The 15350-nt window shown below is 62.6% G+C and carries 13 protein-coding genes; 9 read left to right on the top strand and 4 right to left on the bottom strand.

What is annotated here, in order from left to right:
* The first annotated feature begins 13 nt into the window (after window positions 1-13).
* The 7 genes from JN280_RS37070 (at window position 14) to JN280_RS37040 (ending at window position 7257) form a co-directional block, all read left to right on the top strand.
* On the top strand, window positions 14-1600 hold the full coding sequence (locus tag JN280_RS37070; RefSeq protein WP_202309148.1) for an acyl-CoA ligase (AMP-forming), exosortase A system-associated: 1587 nt from the start codon (window positions 14-16) through the stop codon (window positions 1598-1600).
* Window positions 1597-2823, top strand: a complete 1227-nt coding sequence (locus JN280_RS37065) for a pyridoxal-dependent decarboxylase, exosortase A system-associated (protein WP_202309147.1) — start codon at window positions 1597-1599, stop codon at window positions 2821-2823. Before JN280_RS37070 ends, JN280_RS37065 begins: the two co-directional genes overlap by 4 nt.
* Window positions 2824-2861: 38 nt before the next feature.
* The gene (locus tag JN280_RS37060) at window positions 2862-3125 is read left to right on the top strand and encodes a phosphopantetheine-binding protein (RefSeq protein WP_202309146.1); all 264 of its coding nucleotides are present in this window, start codon (window positions 2862-2864) and stop codon (window positions 3123-3125) included.
* A 198-nt stretch (window positions 3126-3323) separates the two neighbouring features.
* Complete coding sequence (locus JN280_RS37055; protein ID WP_202309145.1) at window positions 3324-4289, top strand: glycosyltransferase family 2 protein; 966 nt, start codon at window positions 3324-3326, stop codon at window positions 4287-4289.
* A 2-nt stretch (window positions 4290-4291) separates the two neighbouring features.
* Window positions 4292-4972 (top strand): polysaccharide deacetylase family protein, encoded by a 681-nt coding sequence (locus JN280_RS37050; protein WP_202309144.1) that lies wholly within the window; start codon window positions 4292-4294, stop codon window positions 4970-4972.
* A gap of 88 nt (window positions 4973-5060) precedes the next feature.
* The gene (locus JN280_RS37045) at window positions 5061-6017 is read left to right on the top strand and encodes a right-handed parallel beta-helix repeat-containing protein (RefSeq protein WP_244742644.1); all 957 of its coding nucleotides are present in this window, start codon (window positions 5061-5063) and stop codon (window positions 6015-6017) included.
* A gap of 52 nt (window positions 6018-6069) precedes the next feature.
* Window positions 6070-7257 carry a glycoside hydrolase family 88/105 protein gene (locus JN280_RS37040; RefSeq protein WP_202309143.1) on the top strand — a complete coding sequence of 396 codons (1188 nt, stop codon included), beginning with the start codon at window positions 6070-6072 and terminating at the stop codon, window positions 7255-7257.
* 162 nt (window positions 7258-7419) lie between these two features.
* Here JN280_RS37040 and JN280_RS37035 read toward each other — a convergent pair whose 3' ends face one another.
* From JN280_RS37035 to JN280_RS37025, 3 genes are all read right to left on the bottom strand, one after another.
* A complete protein-coding gene (locus tag JN280_RS37035; RefSeq protein WP_202309142.1) occupies window positions 7420-8016 on the bottom strand; it encodes a serine O-acetyltransferase in 597 nt (198 codons plus the stop codon).
* A 149-nt stretch (window positions 8017-8165) separates the two neighbouring features.
* Window positions 8166-9608 (bottom strand): O-antigen ligase family protein, encoded by a 1443-nt coding sequence (locus JN280_RS37030; RefSeq protein WP_202309141.1) that lies wholly within the window; start codon window positions 9606-9608, stop codon window positions 8166-8168.
* Window positions 9592-10437 carry a 2OG-Fe(II) oxygenase gene (locus tag JN280_RS37025; protein ID WP_202309140.1) on the bottom strand — a complete coding sequence of 282 codons (846 nt, stop codon included), beginning with the start codon at window positions 10435-10437 and terminating at the stop codon, window positions 9592-9594. Before JN280_RS37025 ends, JN280_RS37030 begins: the two co-directional genes overlap by 17 nt.
* A gap of 256 nt (window positions 10438-10693) precedes the next feature.
* Between JN280_RS37025 and JN280_RS37020 the strand changes: the two genes are divergently transcribed.
* A complete protein-coding gene (locus tag JN280_RS37020) occupies window positions 10694-12088 on the top strand; it encodes a rhamnosyltransferase WsaF family glycosyltransferase (RefSeq protein WP_244742641.1) in 1395 nt (464 codons plus the stop codon).
* A 19-nt stretch (window positions 12089-12107) separates the two neighbouring features.
* Entirely contained in the window at window positions 12108-13223 is a 1116-nt protein-coding gene (locus tag JN280_RS37015) for a glycosyltransferase family 2 protein (protein WP_202309139.1), read from the top strand.
* Between the two features lie 394 nt (window positions 13224-13617).
* Here JN280_RS37015 and JN280_RS37010 read toward each other — a convergent pair whose 3' ends face one another.
* Window positions 13618-15261: a hypothetical protein gene (locus tag JN280_RS37010; protein ID WP_202309138.1), complete on the bottom strand. Its 1644-nt coding sequence runs from the start codon at window positions 15259-15261 to the stop codon at window positions 13618-13620.
* Window positions 15262-15350 lie beyond the last annotated feature (89 nt).

Below are 15350 nucleotides of genomic sequence, written 5' to 3'. Positions count from 1 at the left end.
GAATAGGTTTGGCATGAAACCCGCCGTCAAGATCAACCTTTCCCATCTGCCGCGGCTGGCGGCGCAACTGCACGGAGCGGCGCCCGCGCTCACCTTCAAGGACAAGACCTGCAGCTATGACGAACTCTGGCGCCGGATCTGCGGCTATGCGGCCGGCCTCGCCGCGATCGGCCTCGACCGCGGCGACCGGGTGGCCGTATTGCTCGACAAGCGCATCGAGACGGTGGTGGCGATCTTCGGCACCGCGGCGGCCGGCGGCGTGGTGGTGCCGGTGAATCCGCTGCTGAGGCCCCAGCAGGTCGCCTATATCCTCGCCGATTGCAATGTCCGCGTGCTGGTGACCTCCTCCGATCGGCTCGCGCAGCTCGAGGAGCATGCCGACGCCATGGCCGCGCTCGACCATGTGATCATCGTGGACGACAGGTTGAACGGCAACGGTCGGGCCCATGTCGGCTTCGAGCTGCATCGCTGGGCGCTGACCTTTGCCGACGGGGACGCGCCGCCGCCGTCCTTCGTCGGGATCGACTGCGACATGGCGGCTATTCTCTATACGTCGGGCAGTACCGGCAAGCCCAAGGGCGTGGTGCTCAGCCATCGCAATCTCATCGTCGGCGCCGAGAGCGTCAGCCACTATCTCGGCAACAGCCCCGACGACACGATCCTGTCGGTATTGCCCTTGAGCTTCGACGCCGGGCTCAGCCAACTGACCACGGCCTTCAACGCCGGCGCCCATGTCGTGCTGATGAACTACCTGCTGCCGGCCGATGTCGTCAGGCTCTGCGAGCGGCATCGAGTGACCGGCATCACCGGCGTCCCGCCCTTCTGGATCCAGGTGGCTGCTCTCGACTGGCCGCCCGAAGTCGCGGCGCGCCTGCGTTACTTCGCCAACACCGGCGGGCGCATGCCCAGGGCTACGCTCGACAGGTTGCGCGGCATCTTCACGAAGGCTTCGCCCTATCTGATGTATGGCCTGACCGAGGCATTTCGTTCGACCTATCTCGATCCGGCCGAGGTCGATCGTCGTCCGGATTCGATCGGCAAGGCCATCCCCAACGCCGAGATCCTGGTCATGCGGCCGGACGGAACCCTCTGCGACCCGGGCGAACAGGGCGAACTCGTGCACCGCGGCCCGCTGGTGGCGATGGGATATTGGAACGACCCCGCGCGAACGGCGGAGCGTTTCCGGCCGATGCCGGGAACCGGGGCGGGTTGGCGCGCGCCCGAAATCGCCGTCTTCTCCGGCGACACGGTTGTCGCCGACGAGGAAGGGTTTCTGTTCTTCGTCGGGCGCCGCGACGAGATGATCAAGACCTCCGGCTACAGGGTGAGTCCGACGGAAATCGAGGAGGTCGCCTACGCCACCGGCATGGTGCGCGACGCTGTCGCGCTCGGCGTCGAGGATCCGGCGCTCGGTCAGCGGATCGTGCTGATCGCGAGCGCTCTTGGCGAGACCCTCGACACGACGGCTCTGCTGGCGGCGTTCAGGCGCCAGCTGCCGCAATATATGGTGCCGTCCTCGGTGATCGAGATGGCAGCCATTCCGACGACGCCGAACGGTAAGTTCGATCGTGTCCTACTCAGGGAGCGCCTCGTTTCATGACCTCGCACCCGACCAAGGCGCTGTTCGACGTCGCCGGAGATCATCTGGCCGTGGGCGGCATCCCGCTCCATCGCCTGGCCGAGCGTGTCGGAAGCACGCCCTTTTTCGCCTATGACCGGAGCCTGATTGCGGCGCGTGTCGCCTACCTTCGCTCCGTCCTGCCGGCCGGAATCCGGCTCAGCTATGCGGTGAAGGCCAATCCGATGCCGGCCGTGGTGCAGCATCTGACGGGACTGGTGGACGCTTGCGACGTCGCCTCGGCACAGGAGATGAAGACGGCGCTCGACGCCGGAATGCCTGCCGCCCAGGTAAGCTTCGCCGGCCCCGGCAAGACAAGCGCCGAACTCAGCCAGGCCGTCGCGGCCGGCGTGACCATCGAGATGGAATCGCCGAACGAGGCGGCCCGGCTGGTCGAGATCGGCAACCGGCTCGGCATCCGGCCGCGTGTGGCCTTGCGGGTCAATCCGGATTTCCAGGTCAAGGGATCGGGCATGCGCATGGGCGGCGGCCCCCAGCAGTTCGGCATCGATGCCGAGGCAGTGCCGTCGCTGCTGCGCGACCTCGCCGCTGCCGATCTCGATTTCCTAGGCTTCCACGTCTTCGCCGGCTCGCAGAACCTGCATGCCGACATATTGTGCGAGGCGCTCGCCAAAAACGTTCAGTTGCTGCTCGAACTGGCGGCCTCGTGTCCGTGGCCCGTGCGCTACCTCAATCTCGGTGGCGGCTTCGGCATTCCTTACTTCGAGAAGGATTCCCCGCTCGATCTCAGCGCCGTCGGCAAGACACTTGGCGAGTTGATGGAGCGTTCGATCCGGCCCAACCTTCCCGAAGCCCGCGTGGCTATCGAGCTCGGCCGCTATCTGGTCGGCGAGGCCGGGGTCTATGTGACCCGGATCGTCGACCGCAAGGTCTCGCGTGGACGGATCTATCTTGTGGTCGATGGCGGCCTGCACCACCAGCTGGCGGCCTCCGGCAATTTCGGTCAGGTCATCCGTCGCAACTATCCGATCGCCGTCGCGAGCCGGATGCGGGAGACAGAGCTCGAGACGGTCTCGGTCGTCGGCTGCCTGTGCACGCCGCTCGATTTGCTCGGCGACAACGTCGCCCTCCCGCGGGCCGGGATCGGCGATCTCGTCGTCGTATTCCAGGCCGGGGCCTACGGCCTGACGGCAAGTCCGACTGCTTTTCTGGGCCATCCGGCCCCGGTGGAGGTCCTCGTCTAGGCGGCATCGGCCAGTCTTTCAACTTGGTGGAGCGTGTCATGGAAATGGCTGCAACGACACTCAATGACGTGCGGGACGTTCTCGTCCAGACACTCGGCATCGACGATCCCGGCAGGATCGCCGACGCCTCCACGCCGCTGTTCGGGAATATTCCAGAACTAGATTCGCTCGCGGTGGTCACCCTCGCAATGGCTTTGGAGACGCGGTTCGGTTTTCAGATCGACGATACCGACTTTTCGGCAGAGATCTTCGAAACCATGGGTTCGTTGGCGGGATATGTCGACCGCAACCGCCGCCAGTGAGCGGCCAGTCGATTGGCTGGCGCGCGTCGTGGCTGAAAGGCTTAGGACGAGGCCGATCCCTCAACCCTTGGTCTATGGCCTCGGCCCCAAGGTCGGGATCGATTCCGGCGATGCGTGCTGGCTAGACTTCGTGACGCGCGCTCCGACGATGCGACAGTGGCCGACGACGCGCACGACCATCTCGAAGCGGGAGGCTCGATGACCGAGACACTTTGGGAACGCCGCAACCGACAACGGCAAGGCAGCGACCAGGCAGGATGTCGTCTTGCCGTGGTGATCGTCACCTTCAACAGCGCAAGAGTGCTGCCGCCTCTGCTCGATTCCCTGCCGGCCGGGATGAACGGTGTCGATGATTTCGAAGTGGTGGTGGTGGACAACGATTCCCGCGACGGATCCGCGGAATTGGCGGCCGATCATCCCATCAGGCCGAAGGTGGTGCGGATGGGCCGCAACGCGGGATATGCGGCGGCCATCAATGCCGCCGCATCGATCGTCGACGCAGACCGCGATCTGCTCGTCCTCAATCCCGACCTGCGTCTCTATCCGGGGGCCGCCCAGCCGCTCGTCGAATGCGCCCTGATGCCGTCGGTCGGCATCGCCGTGCCGCGGAATTTCAGGGAGGACGGGACCACCGATCCGACGCTTAGGCGCGAGCCTTCGATGCTCACGGCATGGGCCGAAGCCGTTCTGGGCGGTTCGCTCGCCGGCCGGCTCGGCTGGGGCGAAATCATCGATGAGCCGCAGCGTTACGATTGCCGCGGGTCCGTCGAATGGGCGACCGGGTCGGCCTTGCTCGTATCGGCGCGCGCGCGGCGCATGGTCGGGGAATGGGACGAGAGCTTCTTCCTCTACAGCGAAGAGGTGGACTATCAGCGGCGGGTGCGCGAGGCCGGTTTCGACATCGTCTACGAGCCGCGTGCGCAGGTCATGCACGCCGGCGGCGAGAGCGGCACCAATCCGCGACTCTTCGCACTGATGACGGCCAACAGGATACGTTACTTCCGCAGGCATCATGGCCTGATGGAGACCGCGCTGTTCCGCCTGGGCATCGCCTTCGGACAAGCGGCCCGGGCCTGGCGAGGCGCCACGCACCGCGCGGGCCTGCGCTGCGCACTGGCGCCGCTCAGGTCCGCCCAGGAGTTCATGACGAGACAGTCGGGCTGAAGATGACGGCCGGGATCAAGCTGAGGGTTCTGAACTTCCATGGCATCGGTACGCCCGGCCGCCCCCTCGATCCGGGCGAGGGCGATTACTGGATCAGCGCCGACCGCTTCCGCAGCGTGCTCGACCGCATCGCCGACCATCCCCAGCGGGACTGTCTGTCGCTCACCTTCGACGACGGGAACCTTTCGGACCTGTCGATCGCGGCGCCCGAACTCGAGCGACGTGGGCTCGGCGCGCGCTTCTTCGTGCTCACCGGCCGCATCGGCAGATCAGGCTCACTCGGCCGCGGCGACATCGGGTCCTTGATCGACGGCGGCATGTGCATCGGCAGCCATGGCGTCGCTCATCGCGACTGGGCGGGCGTGTCGCATGGCGAACTGCAGGAGGAACTCAACCAGTCAAAAGCCGTGCTGGAGGACATTTGCGGCGAGCCGGTCCGCTCCGCCGCGATACCGTTCGGGCGCTACAATGCCGGCGTGCTCGCGGCATTGCGGGCCGCCGGCTATAAGGAAGCCTATTCGAGCGATGGCGGCGTGATGGACACTACCGCCTTCGTGCGGCCGAGGACCTCCATTCGACGCGACACGACCGACGAGAAGGTCGACCGGATCCTGGCGGGGCATCTGGCACCCGCGCGGTTGCTGCGCCGAACCGTCGCCATGTCGGTGAAGAGGTGGTTCTAGGGGGTGGCCCCGGCGGGCAATCTCGGCGAGCGGCATGAACCGGTCTCGGGAAGAATCCGATGTCCAACCAAAAAGATAGAGTAACGACATGACCGCCAACTGCAGGCAATCGATGGACACGCCGGCAAATGTGGTCGCCGCCGCAGACGCGGCTCTTGCCTCCGGGCAAGAGGTGGTCTCGCCCCGGGACGGGCTCGAGACTGGAGACGCCGAGATGACCCGGATGGAAGCCGAGATCGAGGCGTTCTGGAAGCGCATCCTTTTGGCCGGCCAGTTTGCATCGGACCCGCTGCCACAGGCGGATTTCGCCTTCCCCGACGCGAGCAATACCGGTGTGCCGGCGGGAACGGTTCTTGCTCCCTATGACGGGCCGTTCAGGATCGAGGCAAACGACGTCATGATCGAGAACAAGGAGATCCGACAATCCATCCGTGTCCTCGGATCGAACTTCGTCATGAAGAACTGTAGGCTGATCTACAACGACTACTTCGGTGTGGACCTCGAAGGCGCGACCAGCCCGACCATCCAGGATTGCACCCTGATCGGCCCGGGCAATCGCGGTAGAAGTAGCGCACCGATCCTCGGTTCGGGGACGTTCCTGCGTAACGACATATCCGGCGCGGAGAACGGTATTGTCCTGCAGGCCGGCAAGTCCGTGGTAAAGGGAAACTACATCCATGATCTCGAAAGCGGCGTCGGCGACGAGGGTCATTACGACGGCATTTCCGTCCAGGGCGCCCAGAACGACGTGTTGATCGAGGATAATACGATCGTCGGTCGCGACACTTCCGACATCTTCATCAAGAACGATTTCGGCGACATCAACAATGTCCGCGTGAATCACAACCTTCTGGTCGGTACGCCGGGATTTGCCTTGTATGTCGATGGGCGCGGCCCGAAGGGCGTCATCACCAATGTCTCGGTGACCAATAACCGGGTGAAGCGGGGCGGCTACGGGTTCTTCTCCGTCGACGCCGCCGCTCCGACCTTTTCCGGTAATGTCGATGCCGATACCGGCAAGGCCATTTCCGTCAGGGCGGGGTAATCCGCGATCTTTCGCGCACCCGCGCGGCCGACAGAAAGTGCAGGGAACCTCAATGACGAAACGGAAGCGCGGCGTCATGGGCCACTATCTGCTGTTGGCGCCGGTCGTCGCGACGTTGCTCGTCGTGACGACCTGGACATTGGCCGGGCAGGCGAAGGGCTTTTCCGCCGCGCCCAATGCCGGAGCCGTACGGCGGGTGGCGGACGCAGTGGCTGTGTGGCAGGTCTCGCACCTCGACGACCTGAGCTATGTGACACGCTTGCCCGAGCATGCAGAATTCAGCCGCGGCTGGGTTCAGGCGTCACTCTATATCGGGTTGGAGCGTTGGGCGCGGGTCGCTCGCTCTGATGCTTTGTCCGCCAAGGTCCTGGCTTGGGCCGAGGCCAACGACTTTCGCCTTGGCGACCGCCTGATGCATGCCGACGACCATGCCGTGGCGCAGGTCTATCTGGCGCTCCGGCGGGACGGGCTCGCAGGGGATGAGGCGTTGACGAGCGTGCGCGCCTATTTCGACGCAATCCTGGCGGCGCCGCCCACGGTGGCGCTCGATTTCGTGCCCACCTATCCCGACGCCGCTTGCACGGCGCGCTGGTGCTGGAGCGACGCGCTTTTCATGGGGCCGCCGGCGTGGGCACAACTCAGCGCGGTGACGGGCGATCCGCGTTACCGCGACTATGCCGACCGGGAATTCCGCGCCGCCGCCGATTATCTGTTCGACAAGGACGCCGGGCTGTTCTTCCGCGACAGTCGTTTTTTCGGGCAGCACGGCCAATTCGGCGAGAAATTGTTCTGGAGCCGCGGCAATGGCTGGGCCTATGCCGGCATCCTGCACATGCTCGACGCCCTTCCTCGCGATGACAGCGCGCGAATCTTCTATCAGAGGCTTTTCATGCGCATGTCGGCGGCATTGCTGCGCGCGCAGGCGAAGGATGGCTTCTGGAGGTCGTCGATGTTGGCGCTCCGCAGTCAACCGGAGGCGAGTGGCACTGCCTTCGTCGTCTATGGCATGCAACGCGGCGTGGCTCTTGGCCTGCTCGACGGCCAAACATACAGGCCTGCCATCCTGCGTGCCTGGTCGGCGCTTGTCGGCGCAGTGTCACCGGAAGGGCGCCTTGGCCGTGTGCAGCAGATCGGCGATGCACCCGACGAGGTGCGCCCGGAAAGCACCCAGCTCTACGGCGCCGGCGGCTTCTTGCTGGCTGCTTCGGCAATCTATGAAGACGCGATGACGCGGCGATGAGCGGGGCGGAGACCAACAATTCGTCGCCCTTGTGGTCGTCGAGCAACAGTGCCCGCCGGCGAGACTTGGGCTGGCACGATGCGAGCAAACCTGAAGACAGGCGACTTCGCTGATCACCGCAAAGCCTCCTTTGCGCGTCCGATGCGCGGCGCTCCCACTAAGCTAGCGCGGTAGCACCCGCGCTGGAATTCCTACGGCGGTGGCACCGGTCGGAACGTCGGCCAGGACAACAGCGTTGGCGCCGATGACCGCCCGTGCGCCTATCTCGACGGCGCCGAGCACGCGGCACCCGGCCCCGAAGAACGCGCGATCACCAACCACTGGCCAGCGCAACAACTCGCGCCGTCCGAAGGTGACGCTGCCCATCAGCGACACGTTCGTGCCCATGGATTCCACGACGATCACGCAGCCGACCGGATGTGCGATATACAGCCCGCCACCGATTTTCGTACCGGGCACGAGCTCAAGGCCGTACAGCCTTAGCAGACGCCGTTGCAGGATACCGGGCAACACCTTCACCTTCCGGCGATGCATCAGTGTTGCCAGCCGGAACCAAGCCATCGCCCGCAAGGACGGATGGCGGTAGAGCAGCTTGGCGATCACGAGCGGAGATACTTCGCTGCGATCGGCGACCTCTTCGGGACGGAGCCAGCGACAGGCATCCATCGTCAGCAGATCCATGGCGCCCGCGAGGGTGCCGTCGTCCGGATCGGAAAGCTCGATGTGCCTTCTCAGTTCGTTGCGCACGTTGTGGTCCATTGGGCTCATCGTTTGCTACCGGCCTCCCGAAACGATAACAGCCGGTCTGACAAGAAGCAGGTACGGTGGTGCTATTCAAAACCTCACATGAGGTTTGCGGTTTGCCGTTGACGCCGCCCCGGATCGACACCATGTCGCTTCACCGGATATCACGTTTCCCTCGTTTGACTGGCCACGCGACCATGGCGAGATGGTCGAGTTGCGCCGTGCCGGTTCGACGAGAGTCGACGCCGCATGCTTGAATCCGTTTCATCCAACGGGGCCTTTTCACCGGACTCGACAGTCAGCATCCAGACACCAGCGCCCAGGAGAAACAGGAGCCAAACGTAGGTAGCGCCCCAAAAATGAGCGGTGGTGCCAACAATAAAATATGTGGCCATGCAGATAAGATACGCTAACTTGTCGTTTCCCAGCTTCTTATCGAGACCTTTATTGAACGCAATCGGCAAGACGATTGCAAGGCACGATACGACCAGAAGAACGAGGGCCGGGATGCCGTGCCGCACGGCGGTGACGAGCCAGAAATTGTCGATGCTGTCGGGCGCCATCCATTTCGGCCGCGCCCAATCTCCAAATCCGATCCCGTACAGCGGGTGGTTGAGCACTGAGGCAGAACCGTACTGCCATATCCAGATTCGGAACCAGCCCGTCTGCTGATCGAAGGTGAAGTGAGAGATATAGAATTGAACCGGCGTCTGGTTGGACCCGAACTCGATGACCAGATATGCCGCGAACGCCAGGCCCCACAAGATCTTCCATCTGATGTCGTATTGCCTGAGCAGCCAATTCCAGGCCATCAACGCGCCTTGAACAACCAATCCCGCGATCGGTGCGGACGACAGGGACAGGATTGCTGTAATCGCCACCAAGCCTGCCAGAAATTTTCGCGACAAGGCACTGCGTCCCGGATCGGAAATGAGGTACGTCAACGTGAAAGTGCTTGCACAGAAGAGGCCGAAGGCGATCGAATGCGGGAAAGGGCCCTGCACGCGCCAGAAGCCCAGTCGGGGGGTCATCATCGTGACTTCGACGGTGGGGAATATTGCGCCCAATACCGACAGCAGTGGCTTGTTTCCGGTCAGAAATTCGTAGACCGCAAAGGGAAGCAGCAGGATTACGAGCTTCGTGGACAGAGCGATCACGTTGTGGAAATCTTCGGCATCGCGTATGTAACAGCGTGCCAGAAGATAGGCGCCCATCGTCTCGATGAAGAATATCCCGGCGGACTGGGTTCCGGATGCGGCACCGTGTGCCATGATCAGGGTGAGCGCGACCCAGCCGGAATATAACAGCAGACCGATGTCGGCTGCCCTGATCCGTCCGGCCCTGCCGCTCACCCACATGACCAGGCACGGCAAGAGCGTGGCTAACAGAATAAAGCGGTAGAAGGACAGGTTCAACTGCCCCAGGGGTATTATCCAGGGAATGACCAGTCCGATCAGGAACAAGGAGACGGGCCAAGGTAGACGCTTTTTCGCCGGCTGCTCCTTGGCAATGTCGACACGATCCTGCGAGACGGCGGATCTGGCCCTAACCCCGTCCAGGGGGCGCAGTGATCCGGCGATGGGCCGCACGTCACGAGGCGCCGGCAAGACGCTTTTTCAGACGCCGGACGCTTCGCATCACCAGGGGAGGCGCAAGTTCGGTCGCCGCTTCCGAGAACCTGACCCGCCAATCCACATGATCGGAAGTGCCGGGACGGACCCGGAACTGAGTCGTGGCGTCGCGCTTGGTCTCATCCCAGGTCGCAGTGTAGTAGTAGAGTGCGATCGACCTCCGAGGCACCCGGTCGGGATGGTTGATTGGCTGAGGATTGCCGTGCATGCTTTCCAGGGTGGTATTGAACATGACGCATCTGTTGAAACTGGGCACGACGGACCGGACGCATCTGGTCATACCTTGATCCCACAGCTCAAATGATCCGCCATATTCGGCGCGCCAGTCTTTGTTGAGATAAATCAGAACATTGACACGCCGTTCAAGGTTCATCGGCTTGTGGTGGTTGAAGTCGGCATGTATCGACAGGTGGCCACCTTGGGACACGCGGTGAAGGCCCGCGCCGGCAAAATATGGATCGGGGACAAGCCCTTTGATGCCGGTTACGTTCTCGACGATTCGAATGAATGGACGTGAGTTGAAAGAATAAAAAAGCTGCCTGATGGAAGGATGGAGCCTATCAGGATTGAAACTTTCTTTCAGGCGCTCTTGGTTCCTGTCAAATTTCTCCTCCGCGTTGTCCGACCCGGCGGGGAACTCCCTGAGGCAAACGTCAAGAATATCCGGAGGCAGGAAATCATCGATGATAATGTGCGGATAGGGGGCCCCATTCTGGAAAGTCTCGTGGAGTTCACAACCCTTTTCCCTATCGATGTCATAGGGAATGAAGCCGTTCTTCTCGTCCATTTCGTGCAGATAGACCACTGTGACCTCCGGTTGAGCGGATCTCGATTTTCACCGAGCATGCATTCTACATGGGGGATTTTGGCACGGGCAACCGAGCCGAGATCAGCTTATGTAGCAGCCGGCTTTACCCATTTGGGTGCAAACTGAACTATCCCTTCGGCAAGTTGGGCGCTCGTTCCTACAACTGAGGAGCGATGCCGCCGCAGCGCGGCGTATTGTTGCGGCGTCTTGCTTCGACTGCTGGAAGTGCAGGGTGATGCGGATGGAGCGACCATTGACCGAATTGCCAGCTATGCAGAGATTGCTCGATCGCGTGGAGTGGCGGTCGAGTGGGGGCGAGGATTGCCGGGCAAAGCTCAGCTCGCGTGCCGAGTGGGTGCACCTTGTGAATGGCCTTGACGCGGTGGCAACGGATCAGTTGGCGGGTTTCCGAGCGATGACAGCATCAATTCTCAATGCGGCGCGTCTTCAATTCGGCCGCCGCAGCCGTCAGGTCAGCGGTATTCTGGCGACCGACGGGTATAGAGGAATCGTAGATCGTGTAAGGTCCAAGGCGTCGGACTGGGTGAGACCCCGCAACGGGATCCTGGAGGTCTTCCCCGATGACGTGATGGCGGCCGATCTCAGCCAACCCTTTCGGGCCGAGGTCCCCAAGATTGCCCCGGGCGGGCCGATATCGGTCAACTGGGTGACGCATCCCGCGGGCCCCGGATCAGGTGGACACGCAACATGTTATCGGATCGTGAAGTATCTCGATCGTATGGGATACAAGAACAAAGTCTATTTTTATGACGCCTGTCGCGCGGATTTGAAATATTACGAGGGAATTGCCCGTGAGCACTACGGCCTTACCTGCCCGATTGCCGATGTCCGCCAAGGGATGGCGGATGCGCATGCGGTCGTGGCCACCGGTTGGCCAACTGCCTATGCGGTGTTCAACGCACGCTGCACCGGAAAGCGCTTCTATTTCGTGCAGGACTACGAGCCGTATTTCGATCCCGTAGGCACACAGAGCGTTCTTGCAGAGAACACTTATCGAATGGGCTTTCATGCCATCACGGCTGGTCGGTGGCTGGCGCAGAAGCTGTCAGGGGAGTTTGGGATGGATGCCGACCACTTTCCATTCGGATGCGACACCTCCCGCTATAGTCGGAACCCGGCGTCGAGGCGAGCGGGGATCGCATTCTATTCCCGGACGGGAACTCCGAGGCGCGGGACCGAACTGGGGCTCTTGGCTCTGGAAATATTCGCGAAGCGGAACCCCGAAATCGAGTTGCATCTCTACGGGGAGAAGCTGGGAGACCTACCGTTCAAGTTCGTGAACCACGGATTGGTGAAGCCAGCCGAACTCAACGAAATCTACAACCGGTGCTTTGCCGGACTGAGCCTTTCCTTGACAAACGTGTCGCTCGTTCCTTGCGAGATGCTTGCCGCGGGGTGCATTCCGGTCGTCAACGACGCCGAACACAACCGCATCGTGCTGGAGAGCCCCCATGTCCGCTACGCTGCCACGACGCCCCATGCGCTGGCAGCTGCCCTGGAAGCCGTGGTCAGGATGCCTGACTTCGAGGCACTGTCCGGGCAGGCGGCCGAGAGTGTCCTTTCAAGATCGTGGGATGACGCCGGAGCGGCGGTGGACGCTGCGTTCCGCCGCGCCCTGAAAATATAAGGTCTGATGGGGATCAACCATGGATCTTTTCAGCCGTGCATCCGTAAAGTCTACAAAGGGACGGATCAAGAGGGCCCGGGCGCTTGATCGGGTCCCTCGCCTCAGTGTCGTCATCCCGTGCTACAACTATGGCCACTATCTACGGCAGTGCGTCGAGAGCGTAACACGAAACCAGCTGGGCATCGACATCGAGGTTGTTATCGTCGATGACAAGTCCACTGACGACAGCCTCGACGTCGCCCTGTCGATCCAGAGCCAAGACAAGCGCGTGCGCGTGATACGGCACGAGCAAAACAAAGGGCACATCGCGACCTATAACGACGGTCTCGAGGCGGTGACCGGAGAGTTCGTGCTGCTCTTGTCAGCCGACGATCTGGTAACGCCGGGCGCACTTACCCGCGCCGCCGAACTTCTGGCCGCGGAGCCGTCGGTGGGGCTGGTCTACGGAAACGGCATCCACTTCAGCGGTGACTTGCCTCCAAGTCGCAGCGGCGGAAAGGGATGGATCATCTGGTCGGGCGTCGATTGGCTGCGTGACCGTTGCCGGGAAGGATACAATGTCGTGGCCTCGCCAGAGGTTGTCATGCGGACCTCGGTGCTGCGGGCGATCGGTGGCTATCGCCCCGATCTCCCTCATGCCGGCGACTTCGAAATGTGGTTACGCACTTCTGCCGTCTCGGACATCGGTTTCCTGATTGGCGTGGATCAAGCCTACTACCGCAGCCACGCGGTCAACATGAACCGGCGGGAATTCAGTTCAGGCACCGCCCGGGGCCAATTTGTAGACCTGAAGCAGCGCTGGCAGTCTTTCGAAGTGGTCTTCGCCGGCGTCGGCAGTAACCTGGACGGCGGCCTTCTGCAGACCGCGCGTCGAACCATGGCGCGACAGGCACTGGAGCGCGTCAACTATGCGTATGCGAGGGGATTTCGGGATTTCCCCACCGAGGAGTTCGAGGCTCTTGCACGTGAGATCCAGGTCGATGTGAGGGATACGAAAGCGGGCCGGGCACTCGCAAGGCGAAAACGGCTCGGGATGACGTCGCTGCCGCTGCATCCGCTGTGGGCGCCATCGGCGATTGCATGGCGCATCGAGGATTTGATCCGGCGCTGGCGATGCCGCAGGATCGGCATTTGACCTTCGAAGGGGCAGTGCGCGGACAATTGAATGTTGTGGTTCTCTTTTGTGCGGGCGGGGATTCCCGCGAGTTTGGGAGGTTTCTACAAATCGGCGTGATTGATGCATCGGCCATCCGTCCACCAGCACACCGTTCTCCGGCACTCAGGCGAGGCTCGGCACCCCACGGCGAACCGCCACCTGCGCAGGCCGCCGCATCGGTAGATTGCTGGGGACCGGTACCACTGTCGCTCCCGCCGATTTTCAACCCATTGCCGAGGCCGTGGGGTGTTCCCGACCAGTTGCATGGCGAAGCTGGATCGTTGTTGGGATAGAGCAATCCTATTCTGGTCATGTCGCATGGCTTCCGGCCGAGGGAATGGAGAGCCGAAGCCGCTTGGCTGAGCCTGACGGCCTAGCGTCCGGCACAACTTGCGGCGAGTTGCCGCCAAGCCGCCGGCAAGAGCGGCTTCTCGGTCAGGATCTTCCATGCACATCGACGGGCGATGTCGTAGCGGCCGGCTTCCCGTGCGGTCCTGATACGATGAAGGAGGAAGTTGCCGTCGAGGCCCGATCCTGAGAGGGACGGAAGCCCTCTTTGGTCGCGCAGCATCCAGTTGCTCAGCCTTATGTCCTCCTCCGAGATGACCAACGTTGTCGGGGCTATTCTCCTTGGATGATGCCGGGTCTTTTCCGCCAGGCGATAGATCTCGTCGAGCTGGCGCTTCCATGCCGGCCCCATGTTCTGCTGCCGTATGCGTGCCGCCAGGGCATGTCCTTCTGCGGCGCGTCGATCAGCGTCCGCGATGAGCGCGACGGCCTGCTCGATGTAGCCCTGCTCGTTCACCGGGCTGGACACGACCTCTTTGATGGCATCGTCATCTGTGACGAGGAGCCGGCAGGGGGAATCGTAGGCGCGGACAACCGGCAGACTGAACAATGTGGACTCGAGCAGGGCCGTCGACGAACCGAACGGGAACGACTCGAGATAGATGTCTGCGGCGGCCCGCCAGGCGCTGGGATCGTCCAGCGGGCCCACGAAGTGAATGCGCTCATGTGGGTCGGCTCCGAGGCCGGGGCGTATGTCCTCGCGACGCGCTCCCACGAGGTAGAGATGGGCGCGGGGATCGCGGTCCAGGATCCGGCCGGCCGTGGCGACGAAGTTCTGTCCGCCCGACGGCAGGAATTTCATGGCGCGCGCTATGCTCAGGAGCGCCACCTGATTGTCGGGAATGCCGAGGATCTCTCGGGCCTTCTCCCGCGACAGGTGTCTCTCGGATTCAGCCAGCGGCACCGGCAGCAGGGCTTCGACCGGGACTTGTCGTCTCCGGTCGGCGGCCGACTGCCGCAGGTTTATGGTGAAGTCCGCAACCGAACTGCCCAGCCAGAACAGGAAGTCGGCATGGTTGAGCACGGCAACCGGAGGCAGGTCGTCAAGAGCGAAGGCAACCGTCGGCACGACGTCGCTGCTGTCGTGATGCAGTATCACGAGGTCGGCATGCTCTCTTGCCAGTTGCCGCAGCCGGAGCGACTTCTCGATGAGACCGGCTTCCTCGGGCAGGAACTCCAGATGGCCTCCATTCTCCGAAACGGCATCGATGAAGCTGGCCGGAACGTCCCGCCCGCCCTGGGAACTGACGACCACGGTATGGCAAGAGTCCGGATCGTATTTGATCCAGTTCTGGAGCATGCGCGTATGTCCGCCGATCCGAGCCAGATGGGAGGCGAACTGAAGGACCCTGCGTCGCCCTGACGGCTTGGCGCTCGAGAACGGGGCAGGTCTTCGATCCATGAGCGAGGCGCCGATATGCAGCGCCAGGTTCTCGATCGAGCCGTCCGCGAAGCGGCCGGTATGGAAGCCGGCTGCGAAACGCGCTGCGTCGGCGACCCGGGCCAGTGTCGTCCCGGCGTCCAGCGAGACCGCTGCGACCTGCGCCTCCCTGACCAGCCAACGGTACCCTTCGTCATTGTTGAGCAGGTATCGGGCCTCGCCTGAAATGCGATCCCGATCCGGACCCCGTCGTCCGGTCCGTGCGAGGTCAGCATGTTCGGTCTTCATTCTCCCACCCGGCGTTTCGACGTTAGAAAGTGCTCGGCCATAGGGGTGGAACGTTAAAGGGGTTCGTCCTACGAGTGATTATCGTCAAA

The sequence above is a fragment of the Mesorhizobium sp. L-8-10 genome (genome assembly GCF_016756635.1).
In the GTDB taxonomy this organism is placed as follows: Bacteria; Pseudomonadota; Alphaproteobacteria; order Rhizobiales; family Rhizobiaceae.
Note: the sequence above shows the minus strand (reverse complement) of the source record. Positions and strands in the feature narration are given on the sequence as shown.

What these genes read in the sequence shown, in the direction of transcription:
- JN280_RS37070 (WP_202309148.1), top strand. Translation starts at nt 14, where the DNA reads ATGAAACCCGCCGTCAAGATCAACCTTTCCCATCTGCCGCGGCTGGCG.
- JN280_RS37065 (WP_202309147.1), top strand. Translation starts at nt 1,597, where the DNA reads ATGACCTCGCACCCGACCAAGGCGCTGTTCGACGTCGCCGGAGATCAT.
- JN280_RS37060 (WP_202309146.1), top strand. Translation starts at nt 2,862, where the DNA reads ATGGAAATGGCTGCAACGACACTCAATGACGTGCGGGACGTTCTCGTC.
- JN280_RS37055 (WP_202309145.1), top strand. Translation starts at nt 3,324, where the DNA reads ATGACCGAGACACTTTGGGAACGCCGCAACCGACAACGGCAAGGCAGC.
- JN280_RS37050 (WP_202309144.1), top strand. Translation starts at nt 4,292, where the DNA reads ATGACGGCCGGGATCAAGCTGAGGGTTCTGAACTTCCATGGCATCGGT.
- JN280_RS37045 (WP_244742644.1), top strand. Translation starts at nt 5,061, where the DNA reads ATGACCGCCAACTGCAGGCAATCGATGGACACGCCGGCAAATGTGGTC.
- JN280_RS37040 (WP_202309143.1), top strand. Translation starts at nt 6,070, where the DNA reads ATGACGAAACGGAAGCGCGGCGTCATGGGCCACTATCTGCTGTTGGCG.
- JN280_RS37035 (WP_202309142.1), bottom strand. Translation starts at nt 8,016, where the DNA reads ATGGACCACAACGTGCGCAACGAACTGAGAAGGCACATCGAGCTTTCC.
- JN280_RS37015 (WP_202309139.1), top strand. Translation starts at nt 12,108, where the DNA reads ATGGATCTTTTCAGCCGTGCATCCGTAAAGTCTACAAAGGGACGGATC.
- JN280_RS37010 (WP_202309138.1), bottom strand. Translation starts at nt 15,261, where the DNA reads ATGAAGACCGAACATGCTGACCTCGCACGGACCGGACGACGGGGTCCG.